Annotated in this window: 19 protein-coding genes; 15 read left to right on the forward strand and 4 right to left on the reverse strand. The window is 47.8% G+C overall.

The features are described from left to right. Window positions 1-10: 10 nt before the first annotated feature. The 3 genes from SD10_RS23285 to SD10_RS23295 all read right to left on the reverse strand — a co-directional run bounded on the left by SD10_RS23285 (window position 11) and on the right by SD10_RS23295 (window position 2,570). Window positions 11-517, reverse strand: a complete 507-nt coding sequence (locus SD10_RS23285; RefSeq protein ID WP_046577178.1) for a hypothetical protein — start codon at window positions 515-517, stop codon at window positions 11-13. Between the two features lie 74 nt (window positions 518-591). Beyond that, entirely contained in the window at window positions 592-1,428 is an 837-nt protein-coding gene (gene mreC / locus SD10_RS23290) for a rod shape-determining protein MreC (protein WP_046577180.1), read from the reverse strand. Between the two features lie 116 nt (window positions 1,429-1,544). Next, window positions 1,545-2,570 carry a rod shape-determining protein gene (locus SD10_RS23295; protein ID WP_018619308.1) on the reverse strand — a complete coding sequence of 342 codons (1,026 nt, stop codon included), beginning with the start codon at window positions 2,568-2,570 and terminating at the stop codon, window positions 1,545-1,547. Between the two features lie 187 nt (window positions 2,571-2,757). Here SD10_RS23295 and SD10_RS23300 point away from each other — a divergent pair, with 187 nt between their 5' ends. The 8 genes from SD10_RS23300 to SD10_RS23335 all read left to right on the forward strand — a co-directional run bounded on the left by SD10_RS23300 (window position 2,758) and on the right by SD10_RS23335 (window position 13,499). Next, entirely contained in the window at window positions 2,758-4,260 is a 1,503-nt protein-coding gene (locus SD10_RS23300; RefSeq protein ID WP_046577183.1) for a GH3 auxin-responsive promoter family protein, read from the forward strand. Between the two features lie 3 nt (window positions 4,261-4,263). Continuing rightward, a complete protein-coding gene (locus SD10_RS23305) occupies window positions 4,264-5,646 on the forward strand; it encodes an AAA family ATPase (protein ID WP_046577185.1) in 1,383 nt (460 codons plus the stop codon). Further along, complete coding sequence (locus SD10_RS23310; RefSeq protein ID WP_046577188.1) at window positions 5,630-6,220, forward strand: hypothetical protein; 591 nt, start codon at window positions 5,630-5,632, stop codon at window positions 6,218-6,220. Before SD10_RS23305 ends, SD10_RS23310 begins: the two co-directional genes overlap by 17 nt. After that, a complete protein-coding gene (locus SD10_RS23315; protein WP_046577190.1) occupies window positions 6,217-7,389 on the forward strand; it encodes a 1-deoxy-D-xylulose-5-phosphate reductoisomerase in 1,173 nt (390 codons plus the stop codon). The genes SD10_RS23310 and SD10_RS23315 overlap by 4 nt, the downstream gene beginning before the upstream one ends. A gap of 187 nt (window positions 7,390-7,576) precedes the next feature. Beyond that, window positions 7,577-8,908 carry an RIP metalloprotease RseP gene (rseP, locus tag SD10_RS23320; protein ID WP_046577192.1) on the forward strand — a complete coding sequence of 444 codons (1,332 nt, stop codon included), beginning with the start codon at window positions 7,577-7,579 and terminating at the stop codon, window positions 8,906-8,908. 82 nt (window positions 8,909-8,990) lie between these two features. After that, window positions 8,991-9,485 carry a DUF6702 family protein gene (locus SD10_RS23325; RefSeq protein ID WP_227699052.1) on the forward strand — a complete coding sequence of 165 codons (495 nt, stop codon included), beginning with the start codon at window positions 8,991-8,993 and terminating at the stop codon, window positions 9,483-9,485. Between the two features lie 174 nt (window positions 9,486-9,659). After that, window positions 9,660-12,149: an endopeptidase La gene (lon, locus tag SD10_RS23330; protein ID WP_046577193.1), complete on the forward strand. Its 2,490-nt coding sequence runs from the start codon at window positions 9,660-9,662 to the stop codon at window positions 12,147-12,149. 87 nt (window positions 12,150-12,236) lie between these two features. Further along, window positions 12,237-13,499 (forward strand): AGE family epimerase/isomerase, encoded by a 1,263-nt coding sequence (locus SD10_RS23335; RefSeq protein WP_046577194.1) that lies wholly within the window; start codon window positions 12,237-12,239, stop codon window positions 13,497-13,499. 40 nt (window positions 13,500-13,539) lie between these two features. Here the strand turns inward: SD10_RS23335 and murQ are convergent, their stop codons facing one another. Beyond that, window positions 13,540-14,349, reverse strand: coding sequence for an N-acetylmuramic acid 6-phosphate etherase (gene murQ / locus SD10_RS23340; protein ID WP_046577196.1), 810 nt, complete (start codon window positions 14,347-14,349; stop codon window positions 13,540-13,542). Between the two features lie 125 nt (window positions 14,350-14,474). Here murQ and ilvD point away from each other — a divergent pair, with 125 nt between their 5' ends. From ilvD to SD10_RS23375, 7 genes are all read left to right on the forward strand, one after another. After that, window positions 14,475-16,175: a dihydroxy-acid dehydratase gene (gene ilvD, locus SD10_RS23345; protein WP_046577197.1), complete on the forward strand. Its 1,701-nt coding sequence runs from the start codon at window positions 14,475-14,477 to the stop codon at window positions 16,173-16,175. Window positions 16,176-16,271: 96 nt separating this feature from the next. Continuing rightward, a complete protein-coding gene (gene ilvB, locus SD10_RS23350; protein ID WP_148562495.1) occupies window positions 16,272-18,038 on the forward strand; it encodes a biosynthetic-type acetolactate synthase large subunit in 1,767 nt (588 codons plus the stop codon). A gap of 1 nt (window position 18,039) precedes the next feature. Next, window positions 18,040-18,573, forward strand: coding sequence for an acetolactate synthase small subunit (gene ilvN, locus SD10_RS23355; RefSeq protein ID WP_046577199.1), 534 nt, complete (start codon window positions 18,040-18,042; stop codon window positions 18,571-18,573). A gap of 35 nt (window positions 18,574-18,608) precedes the next feature. Further along, window positions 18,609-19,652 (forward strand): ketol-acid reductoisomerase, encoded by a 1,044-nt coding sequence (gene ilvC / locus SD10_RS23360; protein ID WP_046577200.1) that lies wholly within the window; start codon window positions 18,609-18,611, stop codon window positions 19,650-19,652. Window positions 19,653-19,777: 125 nt separating this feature from the next. After that, the gene (gene ilvA / locus SD10_RS23365; protein WP_046577202.1) at window positions 19,778-21,049 is read left to right on the forward strand and encodes a threonine ammonia-lyase; all 1,272 of its coding nucleotides are present in this window, start codon (window positions 19,778-19,780) and stop codon (window positions 21,047-21,049) included. An 18-nt stretch (window positions 21,050-21,067) separates the two neighbouring features. Beyond that, window positions 21,068-21,385, forward strand: a complete 318-nt coding sequence (locus SD10_RS23370; protein ID WP_046577204.1) for a nucleotidyltransferase family protein — start codon at window positions 21,068-21,070, stop codon at window positions 21,383-21,385. After that, window positions 21,366-21,719, forward strand: coding sequence for a HepT-like ribonuclease domain-containing protein (locus SD10_RS23375; RefSeq protein WP_046577206.1), 354 nt, complete (start codon window positions 21,366-21,368; stop codon window positions 21,717-21,719). Before SD10_RS23370 ends, SD10_RS23375 begins: the two co-directional genes overlap by 20 nt. The last annotated feature ends 1 nt before the right edge of the window (window position 21,720 follow it).

Here is a 21,720-nt window from a genome sequence, read left to right on the forward strand (position 1 = left end):
GGACGGACACTTAATTTCTCGTAAAAAACTGAATCAGAACAATACTCACGGTGGTAAACAAGGTACTGGCGGCCACCCGAATCAGGGTTGGGACAAGCAACGTAAGGCTACTCGCTTCGATAAAAAAGAGGGCCGTATGATGAATGAGCGTCAACACGAACACATACCGAAAAAAAGCCCCGACGCCCAGTTCCCGAAGCGAAAACTCAATCCGTGTCTCTAAACCGGGAACGTCAATCTGTGAACGAACAATCAATGGCCGACAATAAGCCATTAACACAGAAGCGGCTGCGTGCATTCCCAATGTATTGTAAAACGTGTCGACAATAATACCCGTCACAAAGGCAATCAACAACAGCCAGGTCAGGCCCATTTCATTTGGCAAGAGCAGAATGCAGGCTATGTAGATAAAGCAGAAGGCATAATCGAACAGAACCAGATTTCGCACCAGCAGAATTTGCAGGACCAGGTATAATAAAAATAAAAGTGACGTAGACAGAATTTCGCGCAGGGTCATTTTATAGCTCAGCCTGCCGGCCCGGATAGTTCATTACGTCTGATAAACGTTATAACAAACCACAAACCACAAGCTTATTTTTCCGTTTCTATTTGTTTTTCTAACTGCTCCTGCTCGGCCTGAAGGCGATTTTCGACGACATATACAAAAGACAAGTTGCTGAAGTTAGTAGCCAGATTAAGCGTAATATCATGAAACGTTTGGTTGGGCTGAACGCCAACTGTACGAACTCGCCCCACCAGAATACCAGGCGGAAAAGTCGAATTATATTGTGATGTTACAACAGAATCGCCTTTACTGACGGGTTTTGTCAACGAAATATCATCCAGTTTGATCAGGTGTGGATCAATACCATCCCATTTCGCCGTGCCGGTTTCCCCTAATTTTACCAATTGAGAGGACACCAGATATTCAGAATGCAGGATGGATGTGATAACCGAAAAGCGTCGATTGCAGGACTTCACTTTACCTACAATACCTGTCGGTGAGATTACACCCATGCCTGGTCGAATCCCATCGTCTGTTCCTTTGTCAATTGTGATGTAATTATTGGCAAATTGCGTGGTGTTGTTAACCACCTTCGCTACGACAAACTTAAACCGGTCGGCAAAAGCTGAATCAGCCTGATATTCTGCCGGGGCGGTTGGCTTACTCTGGAGTAGTTTTGTCAATTGGGCATTCAGCTGTTGATTCTCCAGCGCCAGATCGGAGTTAACCTGACGAAGGTGAGTGTATTCATTAGCCGCGTTTGACAGGGCCAATACTTTAGCCGCATACAGGTTCGACGTGTTGAAGTACGTAACACTCCAATAGTTGCTGGTATTGATAATGAAGTAAAAACAAAGTACTTCCAGCAACACAAACAGAATGAAGTTCCGGCTTCGAACAAAAAAATCGACTAACTCTCCCATTATGTTAAAAAGCAACGCAGTCGGTTGGTCATTGCCGAAGAATCCGTGCGTTGTAGATGAAAACTATACCTACAACGCACGGATTCTTCGGCAATGACCAACCGACAGTTACCCAATTAGCTAATCAATACCGATCTGTACATTTCCAGATTCTTAATCACCTCACCCGTACCTTTCACAACCGCTTTGAGCGGATCGTCGGCCACGTGAATGGGTAATTTGGTTTTAGCCCCCAGCCGTTTATCGAGGCCATGCAGCAGGGCTCCGCCCCCCGTTAGGTGAATGCCATTGGTATAAATATCGGCAGACAATTCCGGTGGCGAAATTTCGAGGGCTTTCATGGTAGCCTCTTCTATTTTCGAAATGGATTTATCGAGCGCGTAGGCGATTTCGCTGTAGGTAACCTTAATTTCTTTCGGGATACCCGTCATCAGATCGCGGCCCCGGATTTCATAATCAGCCGGTGGGTTGTCAAGTTCAGGTAACGCTGAGCCAACTTCCATCTTGATTTGTTCAGCCGACCGTTCGCCGATGAGCAGGTTGTGTTCCCGACGCATGTAATCGACAATATCGCGGGTAAACACATCACCAGCAATCCGGATAGATTGTTCACAAACAATACCCGACAGGGCAATCACCGCAATTTCGGTGGTCCCTCCGCCAATATCGACGATCATCGTACCGTTGGGCTGAGTAATGTCTATGCCAATGCCGATGGCTGCGGCAATGGGCTCATGTACCATATATACCTCTTTCGCACCAGCATGCTCAGCGGAGTCTTTTACAGCCCGCTTCTCTACTTCGGTAATGCCCGATGGAATGCAAATAACCATTCGGTGCGAGGGAGAAAACAGCTTGCTGCCCGTATCGATCATTTTTATCATGCCCCGAATCATCAGTTCGGCGGCCGTAAAATCGGCAATGACACCGTCTTTCAACGGGCGAATTGTCTTGATGTTCTCATTGGTCTTTTCGTGCATCTGCATGGCCTTATGGCCAATGGCCAGTACCTTGCCACTGACTTTGTCCATTGCGATAATCGAAGGCTCATCTACCACAATTCGATCTTTGTGAATGATCAGGGTATTCGCCGTGCCCAGGTCAATAGCAATGTCGCTGGTTAAAAAATTAAAAAGTCCCATTATAGGTTGACGCAGAACGCCTTATTACAAATACAGTTTTATTGAAAAGTGTGCAAAAATATAGATTAATAATCAGAATGATGAATAATGAATTATGAATCATCCTGGCAATAAACGATAAAGTTGATTATTCATCCTTTTTCGTTCCTCATTCATCCTTGTGATTAAGCCTTACCTTTGTGCCATTATGGGAATTCGTTCAGTCGTCAGTAAGCCATTAGCCAAGTTTGTAGTAGAGCGGCAGCAAGCCTGGATGTATCAGCCTGCCGAGGCTCAGCAACGCTGGTTTCAGCGCCTGATGGAAGGCGGCCGGGCCACTGTTTTCGGTCAGGATCATCATCTAAAGGATGTGCGAACGGTTGCGGACTTCCGGCAGGCGGTCCCTGTTCGCGATTACGAAGAATTGAAACCGTATATCGAGCAGATTTTAAGCGGTGGAACCGATGTGCTCTGGAAAGGAAAGCCGCTCTATTTTGCCAAAACATCCGGCACAACATCCGGCACCAAATATATTCCAATCACGCAGGATTCGATTCCAAACCATATTGATTCGGCCCGCGATGCGCTGCTGAATTACATTAACGAAACGGGAAACGGGGCCTTTCTGGACAAAAAATTAATTTTTTTATCGGGCAGTCCCGAACTGACTCAGAAAGCGGGCATCAACATTGGGCGCCTTTCGGGCATTGCCAATCACCATGTTCCGGCTTATCTGCGCACCAATCAGTTGCCCAGTTACGAAACCAATGTCATCGACGACTGGGAAACCAAACTCGAACGCATCATCGATGAAACCCTGACCCAGCCGATGTCGCTTATTTCGGGCATTCCGCCCTGGGTGCAGATGTACTTCGACCGGATTCAGGAGCGAACGGGCAAGTTGATTAAAGATGTCTTCCCCGATTTTTCGGTGTTCGTGTATGGTGGCGTCAATTTCGAGCCCTACCGCGCCAAGTTATTCGACAGCATCGGCAAGCGTGTTGACTCCATCGAGACCTATCCGGCATCGGAAGGATTTATCGCGTTTCAGGATAGCCAGACGGAAGAAGGATTACTCCTGTTGGTAGACAGTGGCATCTTTTTCGAGTTCATTGCTGCCGACGAGTACTTTACTGAAAATCCGCGCCGATTAACCATCGATGAGGTGGAGCTTGGTAAAAATTACGCGGTGATTATCAATAATAACGCCGGGTTATGGGGCTACTCGCTGGGCGACACCGTCAAGTTTGTCTCCAGAGAGCCGTATCGGCTTCTGGTAACGGGGCGTATCAAACACTTTATTTCGGCTTTCGGCGAACACGTCATTGGTGAAGAAGTGGAGAAGGCGTTGCAATTTGCCATGCAGAAACACCCCGAAACCGAAGTGGTTGAGTTTACCGTAGCGCCCATGGTAAGTCCTAGAGAAGGCCTGCCGTATCATGAATGGCTGGTGGAGTTTGCCACACCCCCGCACGATATGCGTGCATTCGCCCAGGCTGTAGACAACCGCCTGATCGAGCTAAACGTATATTATGACGACTTGATTACGGGTTCGATTCTGCAACCGTTAAAACTGACAAGCTTGCCCCGTGGCGCCTTTCAGCGGTACATGAAGTCGCAGGGCAAGTTGGGCGGCCAGAACAAAGTACCGCGTCTGGCAAATGATCGGAAGATTGCCGAAGGATTATTGGAGATAGGACAAACGGCGTAAGCGATGAAGATAACCGGAATAGACATTGGCGAATACCGCCAGTTCAAGAATATAAAATTTGACTTTACCTATCCAAATGACCATCCAAAAGCTGGCCAGCCATTAGAGAAGGTGTGTTTTATCGGGCAGAGCGGAACGGGAAAGACGACGTTGCTAAGAATAATTTGGGATTTTTTTCAAGTTATAAATGATGGCTATCAAATCTCAACGAATAGATTTTCGATTCCTACAGTCAGTCATTATGATACATTCAGAGCCAATGTTTCTGTACATGCAAAAATCTCCGATCAAGCAATCCGTTTTGGATCCGAGTTTCTTCGTAGTCCTTCCGATTTATATACAAATAATGACAAAGATATTGCCGGTAGCAGTTTGGATTGGATTCAGTCACAACCTAGTAATATTTATGATGCTATAAAATCTTACAGCAAGCTATGCTTGTACATAGACGAATCTGCTCTTAGTTATGCATACAGTCTTACTGCAAACAGAAATGAAGATAACAGGGCCTATTTAGCTAGCACAGATGAGCTTTTTCTCATTAATGAGAAAAGACAAGAGTCTATTGATAGACTGGCCCAATCAAAAACACTGGCCTTCCACTCTTTGGATGGACGTTATTTGTGGTCTTATTTACTTAATGATATTGAAAAATATGATGAAAGCTTAAAGAAAGTTGCCATTGATCTTATTCAGAAAAATGGCAGTTTTTCACCTCATCGCTTATCTGAAAGCCTAAATAAGTGGCAAACTGAAAACCCTAATCCTAAGGTTGATATCGCTACTAATTGCCTAAATTCTGTTTTGAAAGATTTTTTTCTTGAAGTTGATACAGAAGGTACTGAAGCGTTAATTGTAATAAAAACGAAGGGTGGTAAACAGCTGGCTTTTAATGGCTTAAGTACTGGAACGAAGCAACTATTGGTAACAGCTATTCCTATTTATAAAAGCCAAATTAATAAGGGAGTTATTTTATTCGATGAACCTGAACACTCCTTATTCCCGGATATTCAGCGAAAGCTGGTAGATTATTACACTTCCCTTGCCCCTGAAGCACAATTCTTCTTCGCCACTCATTCGCCTATCATCGCATCAGCTTTTGAGCCATGCGAACGGTTCGTTCTATATTTTGATGAAAATGGCGAAGTAAATTATCATACCGGTGTTGCACCAGAAGGTGACGACCCGAATGATATTTTGCGTCAGGATTTCGCGATGGCTGAGTTGATGTTACAGAAAGGTCTTGATGAATATGAGTGGTATCGGCAGCTTGCGATGCAGATTAGGGCAGAAACGGATGAGGAAAAGAAAAATCAACTTATTGCCGAACGGCTTGAATTAGGAAATCGCTACAATTTCGCTGGTCAATATGCGCAGAGTAAATAAGTCAGACAGTTCAGTTATTCTGCAAGAGAAGTTGACGTACAGAGTCGGGGGCGACAATAAAAAGTTGGCAAATGTGCTTTGCGATGAACAACACAATATCTGCGCTTACACGGAAACGTATTTGGGACGTTCGGACAAAAAAGATATAGAGCACTTTAACCCCACGCTAAAAGACACGCCTGATGATAGCTATCAGAATTGGTTTTTAGTTAAGGCTCAATGGAACGGTGAAAAGGCGTCGAAGTGGGAACAGTATCAACCCATTTTAAACCCAACAGATGAGGCTTTTGAAGAGCGAATTATTTATTTTGAAGGTGACTATTTAGCTGCTTCGCTTAATGATCAAGAGGCTATTAACCTTATCAAACTCCTAAAACTAGATGATGAAGGATTGGCATTTGAACGACGTTGCTACTTGGAGAACCTCAAAGAAACGCTTATTCTGTCAGACAAAACGGCTCAACAGTATATTGATGACTTGTTAATGACAAGACCGAGTCTAGTTTATTACACCCGTGCCATCGAAGAAGAATTAGGAGTGAAAGTCAATTTCGACCTAGTAAAAACTAAATGACTGACATAAAAAAACGCCATATCGCCATCCTCGGCTCTACAGGTTCTATTGGGACCCAGGCCGTTGAGGTGATAAAATCCCATCCCGACCAGTTTCAGGTTGAGGTGCTGACGACCAACAACAATGCCGATCTGCTCATTCAGCAGGCCGTTGAACTGAAACCGAATGTTGTGGTTATCTGCAATGAGAATCGCTACGATCAGGTTTTCTCGGCCCTCGACCCGTTGGGCATTAAGGTCTATGCCGGAGCCAAAGCCATTTCGTCGGTCGTGCAGATGGATACCATCGACATGGTGTTGACGGCCATGGTGGGTTACGCCGGACTACTGCCCACCATCAAAGCGATTGAAGCAGGGAAGGCTATTGCACTGGCCAACAAAGAAACACTGGTGGTGGCAGGCGAGCTCATTACCCGACTGGCAGCCCAAAAAGGCATCAACATCTACCCCGTCGACTCGGAACATTCCGCAATTTTCCAGTGCCTGGTCGGTGAGTTTCACAACCCAATCGAGAAAATTATTCTGACAGCATCGGGTGGGCCTTTCCGGGGAAAGACACCGGAATTTTTGTCGACCGTGACGAAAGCCCAGGCGCTCAAGCATCCGAACTGGACGATGGGAGCCAAAATCACCATCGACTCGGCCACACTGATGAACAAAGGGCTGGAAGTCATTGAAGCCAAGTGGTTATTTGGCCTGACGGCCGAGCAGATCGACGTCATCGTTCACCCGCAGAGCATTATTCATTCGCTGGTGCAGTTCGAAGACGGCAGCCTTAAAGCGCAAATGGGCCTGCCCGATATGCGCTTACCCATTCAGTTTGCACTGGGCTATCCCAATCGGCTGAAATCTGATTTTCCTCGCTTCAACTTTATAGATTATCCGTCGCTGACGTTCGAGCAGCCCGACCTGAAAACGTTTCGAAATCTTCAGCTTGCTTTCGATGCCCTGAAACGGGGCGGCAATGCACCCTGCGTTATTAACGCGGCTAATGAAGTAGCGGTCGATGCTTTCCTGAACGACCAGGTCAGTTTTCTGGAAATTTCGGATATCATTGAGTCCTGTTTGACTAAAGTAACTTTTGTCGAAAAGCCGACCTACGATGACTATGTCTACACCGACGAAGAAACCCGTCGGCTTGCTACGGAGCGAATTAAAACTTTGGTTTAACTGTTTGTATCGTATCAACCACGCTCAACGTTTTTACTTTACGTGACTTACTGGATTTGGTTTATCGTAGGTATTGTACTCGGCATTATTTTACTTCGCGCCCTCAAAAGCCGACGCTAAATAAAGCGTATTTTTAAAACCCTCACATTAGCATTATCACAACGGTCTGCCATAGCGGATTAACTACATGGAACCTAAGTATTTAGAGATTTTAATAATGGCGGGTCAGCTCATTCTGGGCTTATCCATTCTCGTTGGCTTACACGAATTAGGTCATTTATTGGCCGCCAAGGCCTTCGGCATGCGCGTAGAGCAGTATTTTATTGGCTTTCCCCCTAAAGTATGGAGTATCAAACGGGGCGAAACCGAATACGGTGTCGGGGCCATTCCGCTGGGTGGTTTTGTGAAAATTTCGGGCATGATTGACGAATCGCTCGATACAGCCCATACCAACACAGAGCCCCAACCCTATGAGTTTCGCGCCAAACCCGCCTGGCAGCGTTTGATTGTGATGCTCGGTGGCATTATTGTTAATGTGATCGTTGGAATTCTGATTTTCGTGATCATTGCTTACAAAAACGGCAATACGTATCTGGCTGCCAAAGACGCTAAATATGGCATTGTCGCCTATGATCTGGCCAAAAGCATCGGCTTACAAACGGGGGATAAAATTGTGAAGGTCAATGGAAAGACAATCACCGACTTCAATGAAATTCGTAGCTCAGATGTGTTCCTTGGCAATAACAGCTCATACACGATTGAGCGGAATGGTAAGCTGGAAGACATTTTCATCCCGAATAATTTTGTTGATAAGTTAGCCGACAAGAAAGCGGCTGGTCAGTTTATCGAACCCATCGAGCCGTTTAAGGTAGCCGAGTTGGTGCCGGGTCAACCCGCAACCAAAGCGGGCCTCAAAGCAGGCGATATCATTACGAGCGTTAATGGCAAACCCATTCGGTTTTACCACGAGTTTACCGAGATTGTGAAACCACTCAAGGACAAACCGCTGACACTGGGTATTAACCGGAATGGTCAGCCAACGACGCTCACAGTAAAGACCACTGCCGATGGTACCATTGGCTTCTACCCTGAGTTTTTGTTACCCCTGACGAAGCAGGAATACACGTTCGGCGAAGCGCTGGGTGTTGGAAGCAAAAAGGCATTTCAGGTTGTGTATGACAACATTAAAGGGTTTGGTAAGATCTTCCGGGGCGAAGTGTCTGCCTCAAAAGCACTAAGCGGCCCAATTGGTATTGCCCAGAATCTCTTTGGCGGTGTTTGGCTTTGGGATCGTTTCTGGACCGTTACCGGCGTACTATCCATGGCGCTTGCGTTTATGAATGCGCTGCCCATTCCAGCGCTCGATGGCGGACACGCCACGATTCTGAGTTACGAAATCATTTCCGGTCGTAAACCATCTGACCGTTTCCTGGAAGGAGCCCAAAAAGTCGGCATGGTTATTCTACTTGGCTTGATGGCTTTTGCTATCTTTAATGACGTTTTCAAGGCCGTTTTTTAACCAATTAACCAGAACAAGCACAACGCTACTTAACTAAGGTTGGGTAGCGTTGTACTCGTTCTGGTACAACTTTGTGCTTCCTGTGCTTAAAAAATTATTCAGCGGCATTTTACTGGTTGGCCTGATGGCTAACCGACCGGCGCACGATTTCCATGCCAGTGTAACGCAAATGCAATACAACGCGAAGGAGCGGACATTTGAAATAAGTATCCGGATTTTTACCGATGATTTCGAGAAAGCACTTGCCGAAGCGTCTAAAAGTAGAGTGAATCTGAGCGGAACCGGAAAAAATGACCCGTTGATCGAAAAATATGTGCAGTCACATTTTTCATATGTAAACTCGCAGAAGCAAACGAAGCCAATAAAATACGTAGGTTATGAGGTTGAGACGGACGCTCACTGGATTTATCTAGAGATGCCTTTCGCCGAGCCACTTCGCGGTGGCTTACTGAAACAAAATGTGTTGATGGAAATGTTTGACGATCAGGTAAATATGGTTAATGTTCAGTATCAAGGCCATAAAAAAACCTTTGTCTTCCGTAAAAATCAACCTATTCAGGACATTTCAGTCGAATAATAAATTTATGGGTTACCAAGTAGCCTAATTAGTTAATTTTGTCATTGTAACGACGGGTCCGCCAGTTCGTCACAAGGTAATGATTGGCACGGACCTTGCAAATACTTCGTATTCCCTGCCTTTCCCATATTTCAGGCACCAAATATTCAATGCTGCCAAGCTGGCAGTGTACTTATGCATTCAGACCAAGATTTAGCTACCCGCTTATTGATGACCGATTTTGATTCGGACAATTTAGAGATTGTACCGCTTGGGTCGCCAGAAGGGTTAGATGATGATTACGAATTACCTGCCAACTTGCCGATTCTGCCCGTTCGGAATACGGTATTGTTTCCGGGTATGGTAATTCCTGTTACAGTTGGCCGGTCGAAGTCGATACGGTTAGTTAAAAAAGCATACAAAGGAAATCGGATTATAGGCGTAGTTGCGCAGTTAAATCAACAAAAAGACGAACCCACGGCCGATGATCTATACCGTTTTGGTACGGTAGCGTATATCATAAAGATGATTACCCTGCCTGATGGGAACATTACCATTATCATACAGGGCAAAAAACGTTTTGAAATTCAGCAGTTTACGCAGGAAGAACCGTTCATGACGGCCCAGGTGCGCCAAATTGATGATTCCTTTGCGAACGTAAATAAGAAGGAAGGCAAAGCGTTGCTTCAATCGCTGAAAGATGCTGCCTACAAAATGCTGCGCCTTAACCCGGAGATTCCGCAGGAAGCCCGCATTGCCCTTGATAATATCGAAAGCCCAACGTTCCTGTTGCACTTCCTGTCATCGAACGTTAACGCGGATGTTGCCGATAAGCAACGCCTTTTAGAGACACTTGAGGGAAATCAGCAGGCGAATCTTCTGCTCGAATTCATGCTTCGGGAAGTACAGTTGCTCGAACTCAAGCGTGAGATACAGTCTAAAGCGTCATCGGATCTTGACCAGCAACAGCGCGATTACTACCTGCGTCAGCAGATGAAAGTGTTGCAGGATGAGCTGGGCATGGAAAACCCCGACCGCGACATTGATGAGTTACGCATCAAAGCCGACCGCAAAAAGTGGCCAACTGAAGTTCGTTCTCATTTTGATAAGGAGCTGACCAAGTTACAGCGTATCAATCCAATGGCACCGGAATATCCGGTAACAATGAACTATGTCGAGCTAATGGTCGATCTGCCCTGGAACGAATATACCAAGGACAATTTTGACCTGAAGCGGGCGCAGAAAATTCTGGATACCGACCATTTTGGCCTGGAAAAAGTGAAAGAGCGGATTATTGAATACCTCGCCGTTCTGAAACTTAAAAATGACATGAAAGCCCCGATTCTGTGCTTATACGGTCCTCCGGGCGTGGGAAAAACCTCGCTGGGGAAATCGGTGGCCAAAGCATTAGGTCGTAAATATAGCCGTATGGCTTTGGGTGGCGTGCACGACGAAGCTGAAATTCGCGGTCACCGGAAGACCTACATTGGCGCTATGCCTGGTAAGGTTATTCAGAACATTCGGAAGTGTGGTACGGCCAATCCCGTATTCATTCTGGATGAGATCGACAAGGTAAGCTCTGATTTCCGGGGCGATCCATCGTCAGCTTTGCTCGAAGTACTTGATCCTGAACAAAATTCAACGTTCATGGACAATTACCTCGAAACGGAATTCGATCTTTCGCGGGTATTGTTCATTGCTACAGCCAACTCACTCGATACCATTCACCCCGCCCTGCGCGACCGGATGGAGATAATTGATATTGCAGGTTATACAGTTGAAGAGAAAGTCCAGATCGCTAAAAAGTACCTGATTCCCAAGCAACGCCGGGATCACGGCCTAAAGCCTAAAGATCTGGTCTTCGACGACAAAGCCGTTCTGCGCATTATTGAAGGCTACACCCGCGAATCGGGCGTTCGGAATCTGGAACAGAAAATTGGTGCCCTCATCCGCAAGGTTGCCAAATCCATTGCGATGGAGGAGGAATACAACCACACCATCAAGGTGAGTGATATTCCGAAAATGCTGGGTGCCGAAATCTTCGATAAAGAACTGTACGCCGACGATGACATTGCCGGTGTGGTTACGGGTTTGGCCTGGACCCAGGTTGGTGGAGAAATCCTACTGATCGAGTCAAGTTTGAGCCGAGGCAAAGGCGTACTGACGTTGTCAGGGCAATTGGGAGACGTGATGAAGGAATCGGCCATTACGGCACTTTCCTATCTGAAAGCCCATGCCGACGACCTGGGTATCGACTACCGCATCTTTAATCACTACGATTTGCATATTCACATTCCAGCCGGTGCTGTTCCTAAAGACGGTCCTTCGGCGGGGATTACGATGCTTACGTCAATGACGTCTATTTATACGCAACGCAAAGTTAAGCCGTATCTGGCAATGACTGGTGAGGTGACGTTACGGGGTAAAGTATTGCCGGTAGGTGGTATCAAAGAGAAAATTCTGGCGGCAAACCGGGCAGGTATCAAGGAGCTGATTCTCTGCTCGAAAAACCGAAAAGACATTGAGGAAATCAACCAGTCATATATTAAAGATCTGGTTTTCCACTATGCCGATACCGTCGACCAGGTTCTTGATATAGCGTTGTTGCCGGGTAAAGTGGGTAAGCCAATGAAGTTCATATTGCCTGAAGATAAAGAACAGCGCGAGGTAGAAAAAGTATATTGATCGGATGTATGATAGATAGTATATGATATATTTGAGTGCATAGCCAAATACTACATACATCCTATACTATCTATCCTACATTCGTCTGTGCTTGATTTCCAAAAACTATCCGCCACTTATCAGCAGGCCTTGTTAAGACAGGTTGTGCCTTTTTGGCTGAAAAACAGCCGGGATGAGCAGTGTGGCGGGTACATTGATCTTTTATCAGCAACAGGCGACCAGATAGAAGGCGACAAATTTGTGACCTTACAGGCTCAGCAAGCCTGGACTTTCGCCTGGCTTTATAACACTCTCGATGGCCAGCCAGCCTGGCTTGAGCACGCCAGTCATGGAGTCAGCTTCCTCAGTCAGTTCGCCCACGACGATTCGCTTGCCTGCTACGCCCAGCTCGACCGACGCGGTCGTCCCGTCGCCCAGTCCGTTGACCTCGTTCCGGCTAGTTTTGCGGTTATGGCGTATGCACAGATGCACCGCGCCACGAATCAGGATGAATGGGCTATGCTGGCGAAACAAGTCTTTTCCTATGTACTTGAACACCGTACCAACGTTCTGGCTGAACAGGCTACTATGCTTGGTGGTTTCCGGCCAATACGGCATCTGAGCGAAACGGTAGCCGTTCTGAAAATGGTTCTGGGCATGCAGCCTTTACTTGCTGAAGATAGCTGGAAACAAACGATTGACCTCGTTGTACAGGACATCCTGCACGGCTTTATGGATCGGCGTACGGATACCCTTCGCGAGTTTATCTTACCCGAAGGTGCCTTCATGAACACGCCTGAGGGCCGACGACTGAACGTTGGCCTCTCTTTTCAAACGGCCTGCTACCTGTTCGACTTCTACACGGAAAGCGCATCTGTCAAAACAGGGTCCGTTATGAACAGCAATCGCCGGTTAGCGATGCAAGTCGTCACCTGGTGTCTGCGCCTTTGTGAGCAGGCATGGGATGAAGCCAACGCAGGCCTGAATCCATATATCGACGTTAAACAGCAACCTTTTATTTTTCCTGATTGGCAGCAAAAATGGGCCTGGGTTCAGGTTGAAGCGCTGACAGCCCTGCTTAAAGGGTACGAACATACCCGCCACCCCGACTGCCTGAAATGGTTCAAGCGGATACACGATTACACCTTCCAGCACTTTCCCGACACCAAACAAACTGGCTGGCATCTGGCCCTTGACCAGCACGCCCAGCCCTTACTAGCCGCCAAAGCTACGCCAATGGTGGGTTGCTTTTCGTTGATTCGTTGTATAGCAGAAATAGGAAAACTGTTGACAACCCTTGCCCAGACAAAAGAACGAACGAGTCGTGCGGGTATCTCGATCAACGCACCACGTTTTACTGAAGAGGCATGACCAGTACATATGGCTTACTGGTCTGAAAGCTTACCGTTACCTATTTTCCAGCTTGAGTAAAGCCGTCAATAGCGCCCCGGACATTCCCGAATTTGGCTAATAAAGCTTCGGCCTGTTCCCGATCAACACCAATTTCACTCATAACCATCTTGGCCGCCCGATCCTGTAGCTTAATATTCGTCAGCATCATATCAACCATTTTGTTGCCTTTCACGCGTCCTAACTGAATCATTACGGAGGTCGAAATCATATTCAGGACTAATTTCTGAGCTGTTCCAGCTTTCATTCGAGTACTGCCCGTCACAAATTCCGGTCCTGTAACCACCTCTACCGGAAACTCAGCAGCCTGTGCCACCGCCGACCCGGCATTACAAACGATACAGCCTGTGAGCAGACCCGCTTTCCGAGCCTCATTCAATCCACCTATTACATACGGAGTCCGGCCCGAAGCAGCAATGCCAATCACCGTATCTGTTGAATCGGGTTGATACGGGGCGATGTCTTTCCAGGCCTGTTCTGCATCATCCTCCGCATATTCAACGGCTTTCCGAATGGCGCCATCGCCACCGGCCATCAGCCCAATCACCAGATCATGTGGAACACCATATGTTGGTGGGCACTCCGACGCATCGACAACCCCCAGTCGACCACTTGTACCCGCACCGATATAAATGAGCCGTCCGCCTTTACGCATGCGATCAACGATCTGAGTTACCAGTGCTTCAATTTGCGGAATCGCCTGTTCGACGGCCAACGGTACAGTCTTATCTTCTTGATTAATATTCACCAGCAAGTCGTGAACCGACATTCGCTCCAGATGGTCGTAATGGGAAGTTGTTTCAGTTGTCATACCTCAAAATTAACACAGGCCGATTCTCTCAAACAAATAATGCGTTTTTTCTTGCCTTTTCCAGAAACATCGGTTTTATTTACGGCGTTATTACACTATCAGCGAAATTTCGCTAAATGTTAAATATGATCACCGAGCAGCTTACAACCGAACTAAACCGCTTTAGTCGTACTCTCACACAGGAAATAAGTAATCCAGCCGCCAAAGCGATGCTCTACGGAGTTGGCTTAAGTGAGGACGATATGCAGAAGCCCCAAATTGGCATTGCCAGTACCGGGTATGAAGGGAACACCTGTAATATGCACTTGAACGGCTTATCGGTTTATGTAAAGCAGGGTATTCAGGCTAGCGGGCTGGTCGGGCTGATCTTTAATACGATTGGTGTATCTGACGGCATGACCAATGGCAACGACGGCATGCGCTATTCACTACCCAGCCGGGATTTAATTGCCGACTCAATTGAATCAGTCGTAGCGGCTCAGTGGTACGATGGCGTTGTGACTGTTGTAGGTTGTGATAAGAACCTGCCAGGTGCCGTAATGGCGATGGCCCGCCTTGACCGGCCAAGTATCATGGTCTACGGTGGCACCATTCGTTCGGGCCACTATAAAGGGCAGAAATTAGATATCGTTTCGGCTTTTGAAGCGCTGGGCAAGAAATACGCTGGGAATATATCTGACGAAGATTACGAGGGCGTTATCAAGAATTCTATTCCGGGTGCCGGTGCTTGTGGTGGTATGTACACCGCCAACACAATGGCTAGTAGTATTGAAGCGATGGGCTTGAGTTTGCCCTTCAGCAGCAGCTATCCGGCCACACACGCAGGCAAGCAGGAAGAGTGCAAGAAAATTGGGGCAGCCATGCGCCTGCTGCTTGAACGTAACATCACACCAGCCGATATTATTACACGCAAATCGCTCGAAAACGCACTCACGGTGGTGATGGCCTTAGGCGGCTCTACCAACGCCGTACTGCACTTTCTGGCTATTGCCCGGGCGGCAGGTATTACACTTACCCTGGATGAAATTCAGGCCATCAGTGACAAGGTTCCTTTTCTGGCCGACCTGAAGCCAAGCGGTAAGTATTATATGGAGGATATGCTCGAAATTGGGGGTGTACCGGCCGTTATGAAATACCTTTACCAAAATGGGATGCTGCATGGTGATTGCCTGACCGTAACGGGGAAAACCGTTGCCGAAAATCTGGAGGAAGCGCCCGATCTCAATTTTGACACCCAACATATTGTACGGCCGTTGAGTAATCCGATCAAGCCAACCGGCCATATTCAGATTCTTCGTGGAAACCTGGCCCCAACAGGATCAGTGGCTAAAATCACGGGTAAAGAGGGTTTGCATTTCGATGGTACCGCTAAAGTGTGCGAACATGAAAGTGAAGTGATCGACGCACTCCAAAAGGGCGAAATCCTGCCGGGTCAGGTAGTGGTTATTCGCAACGCGGGTCCGAAGGGTGGCCCCGGTATGAGCGAAATGCTTAAGCCAACCTCGGCCATTATGGGCGCGGGCCTTGGCGATAAAGTAGCGCTCATTACCGATGGACGTTTTTCGGGTGGTACCCATGGCTTCGTGGTAGGTCACGTTACACCCGAAGCCTTCGACGGCGGGCCAATTGCCCTGGTCCACAACGGCGACCGGATCACCATCGACGCCACTACCCGCGAACTGACGCTTCATATTTCGGATGAAGAGATGGCACAGCGCAAAAGCGAATGGCAGCAACCCGCTCCTCCATTCACGAAAGGCGTGCTGGGTAAATACATCCGTAATGTGAAATCGGCAAGTGAAGGCTGTGTAACGGACGAAGCATAGAATCCATTTTCAGTCCGCTAATGGACAGCAGGATTTAAGTCTATTACCAACAGTAAATCAACAAACTGAATACAACTTTTAAATTGACCATACATCATGGAAGCAATTGCCAGTATTAAACCGGAAACAGTTCCTGCCGCATCCGTTGCGGCCATTGATACTGTGGCCCCTACATACATCAACGGCTCGCATGCCCTGATGAAAGCCTTGCTGGCCGAAGGCGTCGATACCATTTTTGGGTATCCTGGTGGAGCCATCATGCCCGTATACGATGCGCTTTACGACTATCAGGACCAGATAAACCACATTCTGGTACGCCACGAGCAGGGCGCTGGTCATGCGGCACAGGGCTATGCCCGCGTAACGGGCCGCGCGGGTGTCTGCCTGGTCACGTCTGGTCCGGGAGCAACCAATCTGGTAACAGCCATTGCCGACGCCTTGATTGACTCTACGCCCCTGGTTTGCCTGGTTGGTCAGGTTGGCAAGAAACTATTAGGTACCGATGCATTCCAGGAAGCCGATGTCATGGGCGTGACCATGCCAATCACTAAATGGAATTATCAGATTACGGATGCCGATGAGGTTCCCGAAATACTGGCCAAAGCGTTCTACATTGCCCAGTCGGGCCGGCCGGGTCCTGTCCTGATCGACATGACCAAGAGTGCTCAGTTGGAGCTAATGACAAAACCTTACGTGTACGAACGCTGCCAGAGCCTGGTGAGCTACCGGCCACGGCGCATCCCTAAACAGGAGCAAGTCGAAGCAGCGGCTGCCCTGATCAACTCGGCCAAACGCCCCTACATACTTGTCGGGCATGGTGTTCAGATCGCCAAAGCGGAAGACGAACTGCGCGAGTTGGCCGAGAAGACAGGAATTCCAGTCGCAACGACCCTGCTGGGCCAGTCGACTATTCCAACCAATCACCCACTTTACGTTGGCTGGCTGGGTATGCATGGCAACTACGGTCCGAATGTAATGACCGACCAGGCCGATGTAATTATCGCCATCGGTATGCGCTTCGACGACCGGGTAACGGGTGATGCCAGCAAATACATTAAGCAGGCAAAAGTCGTCCATATCGAGATTGACCCCTCCGAAATCGACAAGATCATTCGGGCCGACGCGCCGGTTGTTGGCGATGCCAAAGAAGTTATAAAAGCGCTACTACCGCTTGTAAAACCCAACGATCATACCGTTTGGCGGAATGAGTTTCGTAAGTATGACGCCATCGAGAATGAAACCATTACGGTTCCTGAATTGACCAATACGGGTGGTAAGATCAGAATGGCCGAGGTGATCGATATGCTGTCGAAAAAAACCAAAGGTGAAGCTATTTTGGTGACCGATGTAGGTCAGCATCAGATGATGGCCTCCCGATATTACCAGTTTCGGCGCCCCAACAGCCTGGTTACTTCGGGTGGAATGGGTACAATGGGCTTTGCATTACCAGCGGCCTTCGGGGCGCAAGTGGGCGCTCCTGACCGGCAGGTCGTGGCCGTTATTGGCGACGGTTGTTTTCAGATGACCTTGCAGGAACTGGGCACCATTGTCCAGAACAAACAGCCGGTGAAGGCCATCATTTTAAACAACAACTTCTTGGGAATGGTCCGCCAATGGCAGCAGCTTTTTCACGAACGGCGCTATTCGTTCGTTGAGCTGCAAAATCCCGATTTCATTACCATAGCCCGTGGTTTTGGTATGGATGGACAAACCTGTGACGAACGATCAAATCTTTCCGACGCCCTCGACACACTGCTGGCTCACGATGGGCCATTTCTGCTCGAAGTAATTGTCGAAAAAGAAGAGAACGTATTTCCGATGGTTCCCGCTGGCGCCAGTGTTTCGCAGATTAGACTTAAATAAAATGACTACCTACACGATCTGCATATTCACGGAAAATACCATCGGGCTGCTTAATCGCATCACCATCATTTTCACCCGTCGGCGCATCAACATCGAAAGCCTGACGGTGTCCGAAACGGAGCGAAAAGGCGTATCCCGATTCACCATCGTCATCAAACATGAATCCCGCGAGGAGGTCGAAAAATTAGTCCGTCAGATCCGTAAGATCGTCGAAGTGATGGCCGTCTTCGGTTATCTCAACGATGAGATTGTTTACAACGAAATTGCTTTGTTCAAGATTTCGACACCACTAGGCAGTAAGTCGCTGGATGTTGAAACCATCAATAAGGAGTATAAGGCTTGGGTCGTTTATTGGGGACTGGATTACGTTGTTATCGAGAAAACAGGTAATGACACCGAGATTTTCGAGTTTTTCGCCTATATCAAGCAATACGATATTCTGGAGTTTGTTCGCTCCGGTCGGGTGGCCGTTGGCAAAACAGAAAAAGGGCTGGTCGAGTACCTGCCTGAGTCCGAATGGGCCTACTATTTATAACCAATCACACAATACGAGTACAAAACCAATTAAACATGGCAACGATTAATTTCGGAGGAGTTGAGGAACAAGTTGTAACGCGGGAAGAATTTCCGTTAGAGAAAGCCCGTGAGGTGCTGGCCAATGAAACTATTGCCGTAATTGGCTATGGCGTACAAGGCCCCGGCCAGTCGTTGAATATGCGCGACAATGGCTTTAACGTTATCGTTGGACAGCGTAAAGGCAAAACGTACGATAAGGCCATTGCCGATGGCTGGGTACCTGGCGAAACCTTGTTCGAAATTGAAGAAGCGTTAGAAAAAGGCACGATCATTTGCTTCCTGCTCTCCGATGCCGCTCAGATCGAGCTATGGCCAACGGTGAAAGCCGCCCTTAAGCCTGGTAAATCGCTGTATTTCTCGCACGGATTTGGCGTAACATACAAAGAGAAAACCGGTATCGTTCCTCCTACCGACGTCGATGTATTCCTGGTGGCACCGAAAGGGTCAGGAACATCGCTGCGCCGGTTGTTCGTAGAAGGCAAAGGGCTGAACTCCAGCTTTGCCATTTACCAGGATGCTTCCGGCAATGCCCGGACCAAAGCCATTGCCATGGGTATCGGCGTGGGTTCAGGTTATTTGTTTGAAACCGATTTTTACAAAGAAGTAACGTCTGACTTAACCGGCGAACGGGGTACGCTGATGGGTGCTATTCAGGGCATTTTTGCGGCTCAGTATGAAGTTCTGCGGGCCAATGGCCACAGCCCTTCCGAAGCATTCAACGAAACGGTTGAAGAACTGACGCAGTCGCTGATGCCACTCGTCGCCGAAAATGGCATGGACTGGATGTACGCCAACTGTTCGACAACCGCCCAGCGCGGTGCCCTCGACTGGTGGAAACCGTTCCACGATGCGACAAAACCCGTGTTCGAAAAATTATACAACTCGGTAAAATCGCAGGAGCAGGCCGAAATAAGCATCACCCGCAACTCGCAACCCGACTACCGCGAAAAGCTGGAAATCGAACTAGCCGAACTGCGCGATTCAGAAATGTGGCAGGCTGGTAAAGCCGTCCGGTCGCTGCGCCCAGAGCGGAGCTAGTATCGATACGAACACGGCTGTGGCCGATCAGGCAAATTCATACGGATCAGAATTTATTTTTTATCCGTTCTGATCTGCCTGATCGGTCACAGCCGTGTTCGTATCATTTTGCTTAACTTTACGTTATGAGCACAGTAGTAGACGACAAGAAATTTACCTTTCCTGACCTCGACAATATATATCTGGCCGCCGAACGGCTTCGGGGCGTAGCCACGCATACTCCGCTTCAGGAGAACATTAACCTGTCGGACCGGTACGGAGCCACTATTTTCCTCAAACGGGAAGATCTGCAGGTTGTGCGCTCGTATAAAATTCGGGGTGCTTATAACAAAATGGCCAGTATGACCGCGGAATCGCTGGTCAACGGCGTTGTCTGCGCGAGCGCAGGTAACCATGCCCAGGGATTAGCCTATGCGTGCCGAAAAATGGCCGTTCATGGCACCATTTTCATGCCCACTACGACCCCCAATCAGAAGGTTAAGCAAGTCAAATTATTTGGTAAGGAGTTCGTAAAAGTGGTTCTCGTTGGCGATACCTACGACGATGCCTATCACGCAGCGATGGAATTTGTCGATACCCACGACAGCGTATTCGTGCATCCATTCGATGATGTGCAAGTGATGGAAGGACAGGGTACTGTAGGGCTGGAGATTTTTAAAGACTCTAACTTTAAGATCGACTACCTGATCATGGCCATTGGCGGAGGTGGTTTGGCATCGGGCGTTTCGGCCGTGTTCAAACAGCTAAGCCCAAAAACCAAACTCATTGGCGTAGAACCCGCCGGTTCGCCATCTATGAAAGTGGCCATTGACGAAGGCCACGTCGTCACGCTCGATCACATTGACAAATTTGTTGACGGAGCCGCCGTGAAGCGTGTTGGCGATACAACGTTTGAGATTTGCCGGAAAAATCTCGACCGTGTTCTACTGGTTCCGGAAGGAAAGGTGTGCACAACTATTTTACAACTTTACAATGAAGAAGCCATTGTAGCTGAACCGGCAGGCGCCTTATCCATTGCCGCGCTGGACTTCCTGAAAGATGAAATCAAAGGAAAAAATGTCGTGTGTCTGGTTGGCGGTGGCAATAACGACATTACCCGGACGGAGGAAATCAAGGAACGCTCGCTTCTATACGAAGGGCTAAAGCATTATTTCATTATCCGATTCCCGCAACGGGCCGGTGCTTTTCGCGACTTCCTGAACGTACTCGGCCCCGATGACGACATTAGTCGGTTCGAATACGCCAAGAAAACAAACCGCGAAACAGGCCCCGCCGTAGTCGGAATTGAACTAAAGCACCGCGAAGATTTTGGGCCGCTCATCCAGCGCATGCAGGCGCAAAACATCGTATTCGAATACCTCAACGATCAACCTGACTTATTTCAGTTTTTGGTGTAACTTGGTATAACAGAAACTATGATAACAGCCGTTCAAAATAAACCGCAAGCCTTCGAGCGTATCCAGTCGCACCAATCGGCGCTAAAGCTATTTGGTGCTGCCAGACTAGGTCTATTTGGGTCTTTTGTCCGGGGAGAGCAAACCGAAAAGAGCGATATTGATTTTGTGGTGGAGTTTCCGGAAGGGAAGAAGACATTCCGAAATTTCATTAATATGGTTTATTACCTGGAGAAAGTAATGGGCCGGGAAGTAGAACTTCTTACTTGGGAAGGAATGGCTGCATTTGTTAAACGTGAGGCTGAAAAAGAGATTGAATATGCCCCCTTCACCCATTGAGTTCTTACAGCACATACGAGACGAATTGGCTTACATTTTGAAATATTCACAAGGAGTTACCTACGAGGAGTTCCTGAGTCATCCATTTCTATCTAAAGCATTTGTCAGAAGTTGCAAGATTATTGGGGAAGCTTGCAAAAATGTGCCGGATGAAATCCGTTATAATCATCTGGAGTTTGACTGGAAAGGTTTTGCTGGAATGCGCGATAAATTAATTCATCATTATTGGGGAATTGACAATGAATTAATGTGGGATGCAATCCAGCAGGAAGTTTCGCCCAATAAAGAATGGATTGATCTAATTATTGAGCAGGAGCTAACTAAGCGATACTAAG

The organism is Spirosoma radiotolerans (assembly GCF_000974425.1).
GTDB classification, from domain to species: Bacteria; Bacteroidota; Bacteroidia; order Cytophagales; family Spirosomataceae; genus Spirosoma; species Spirosoma radiotolerans.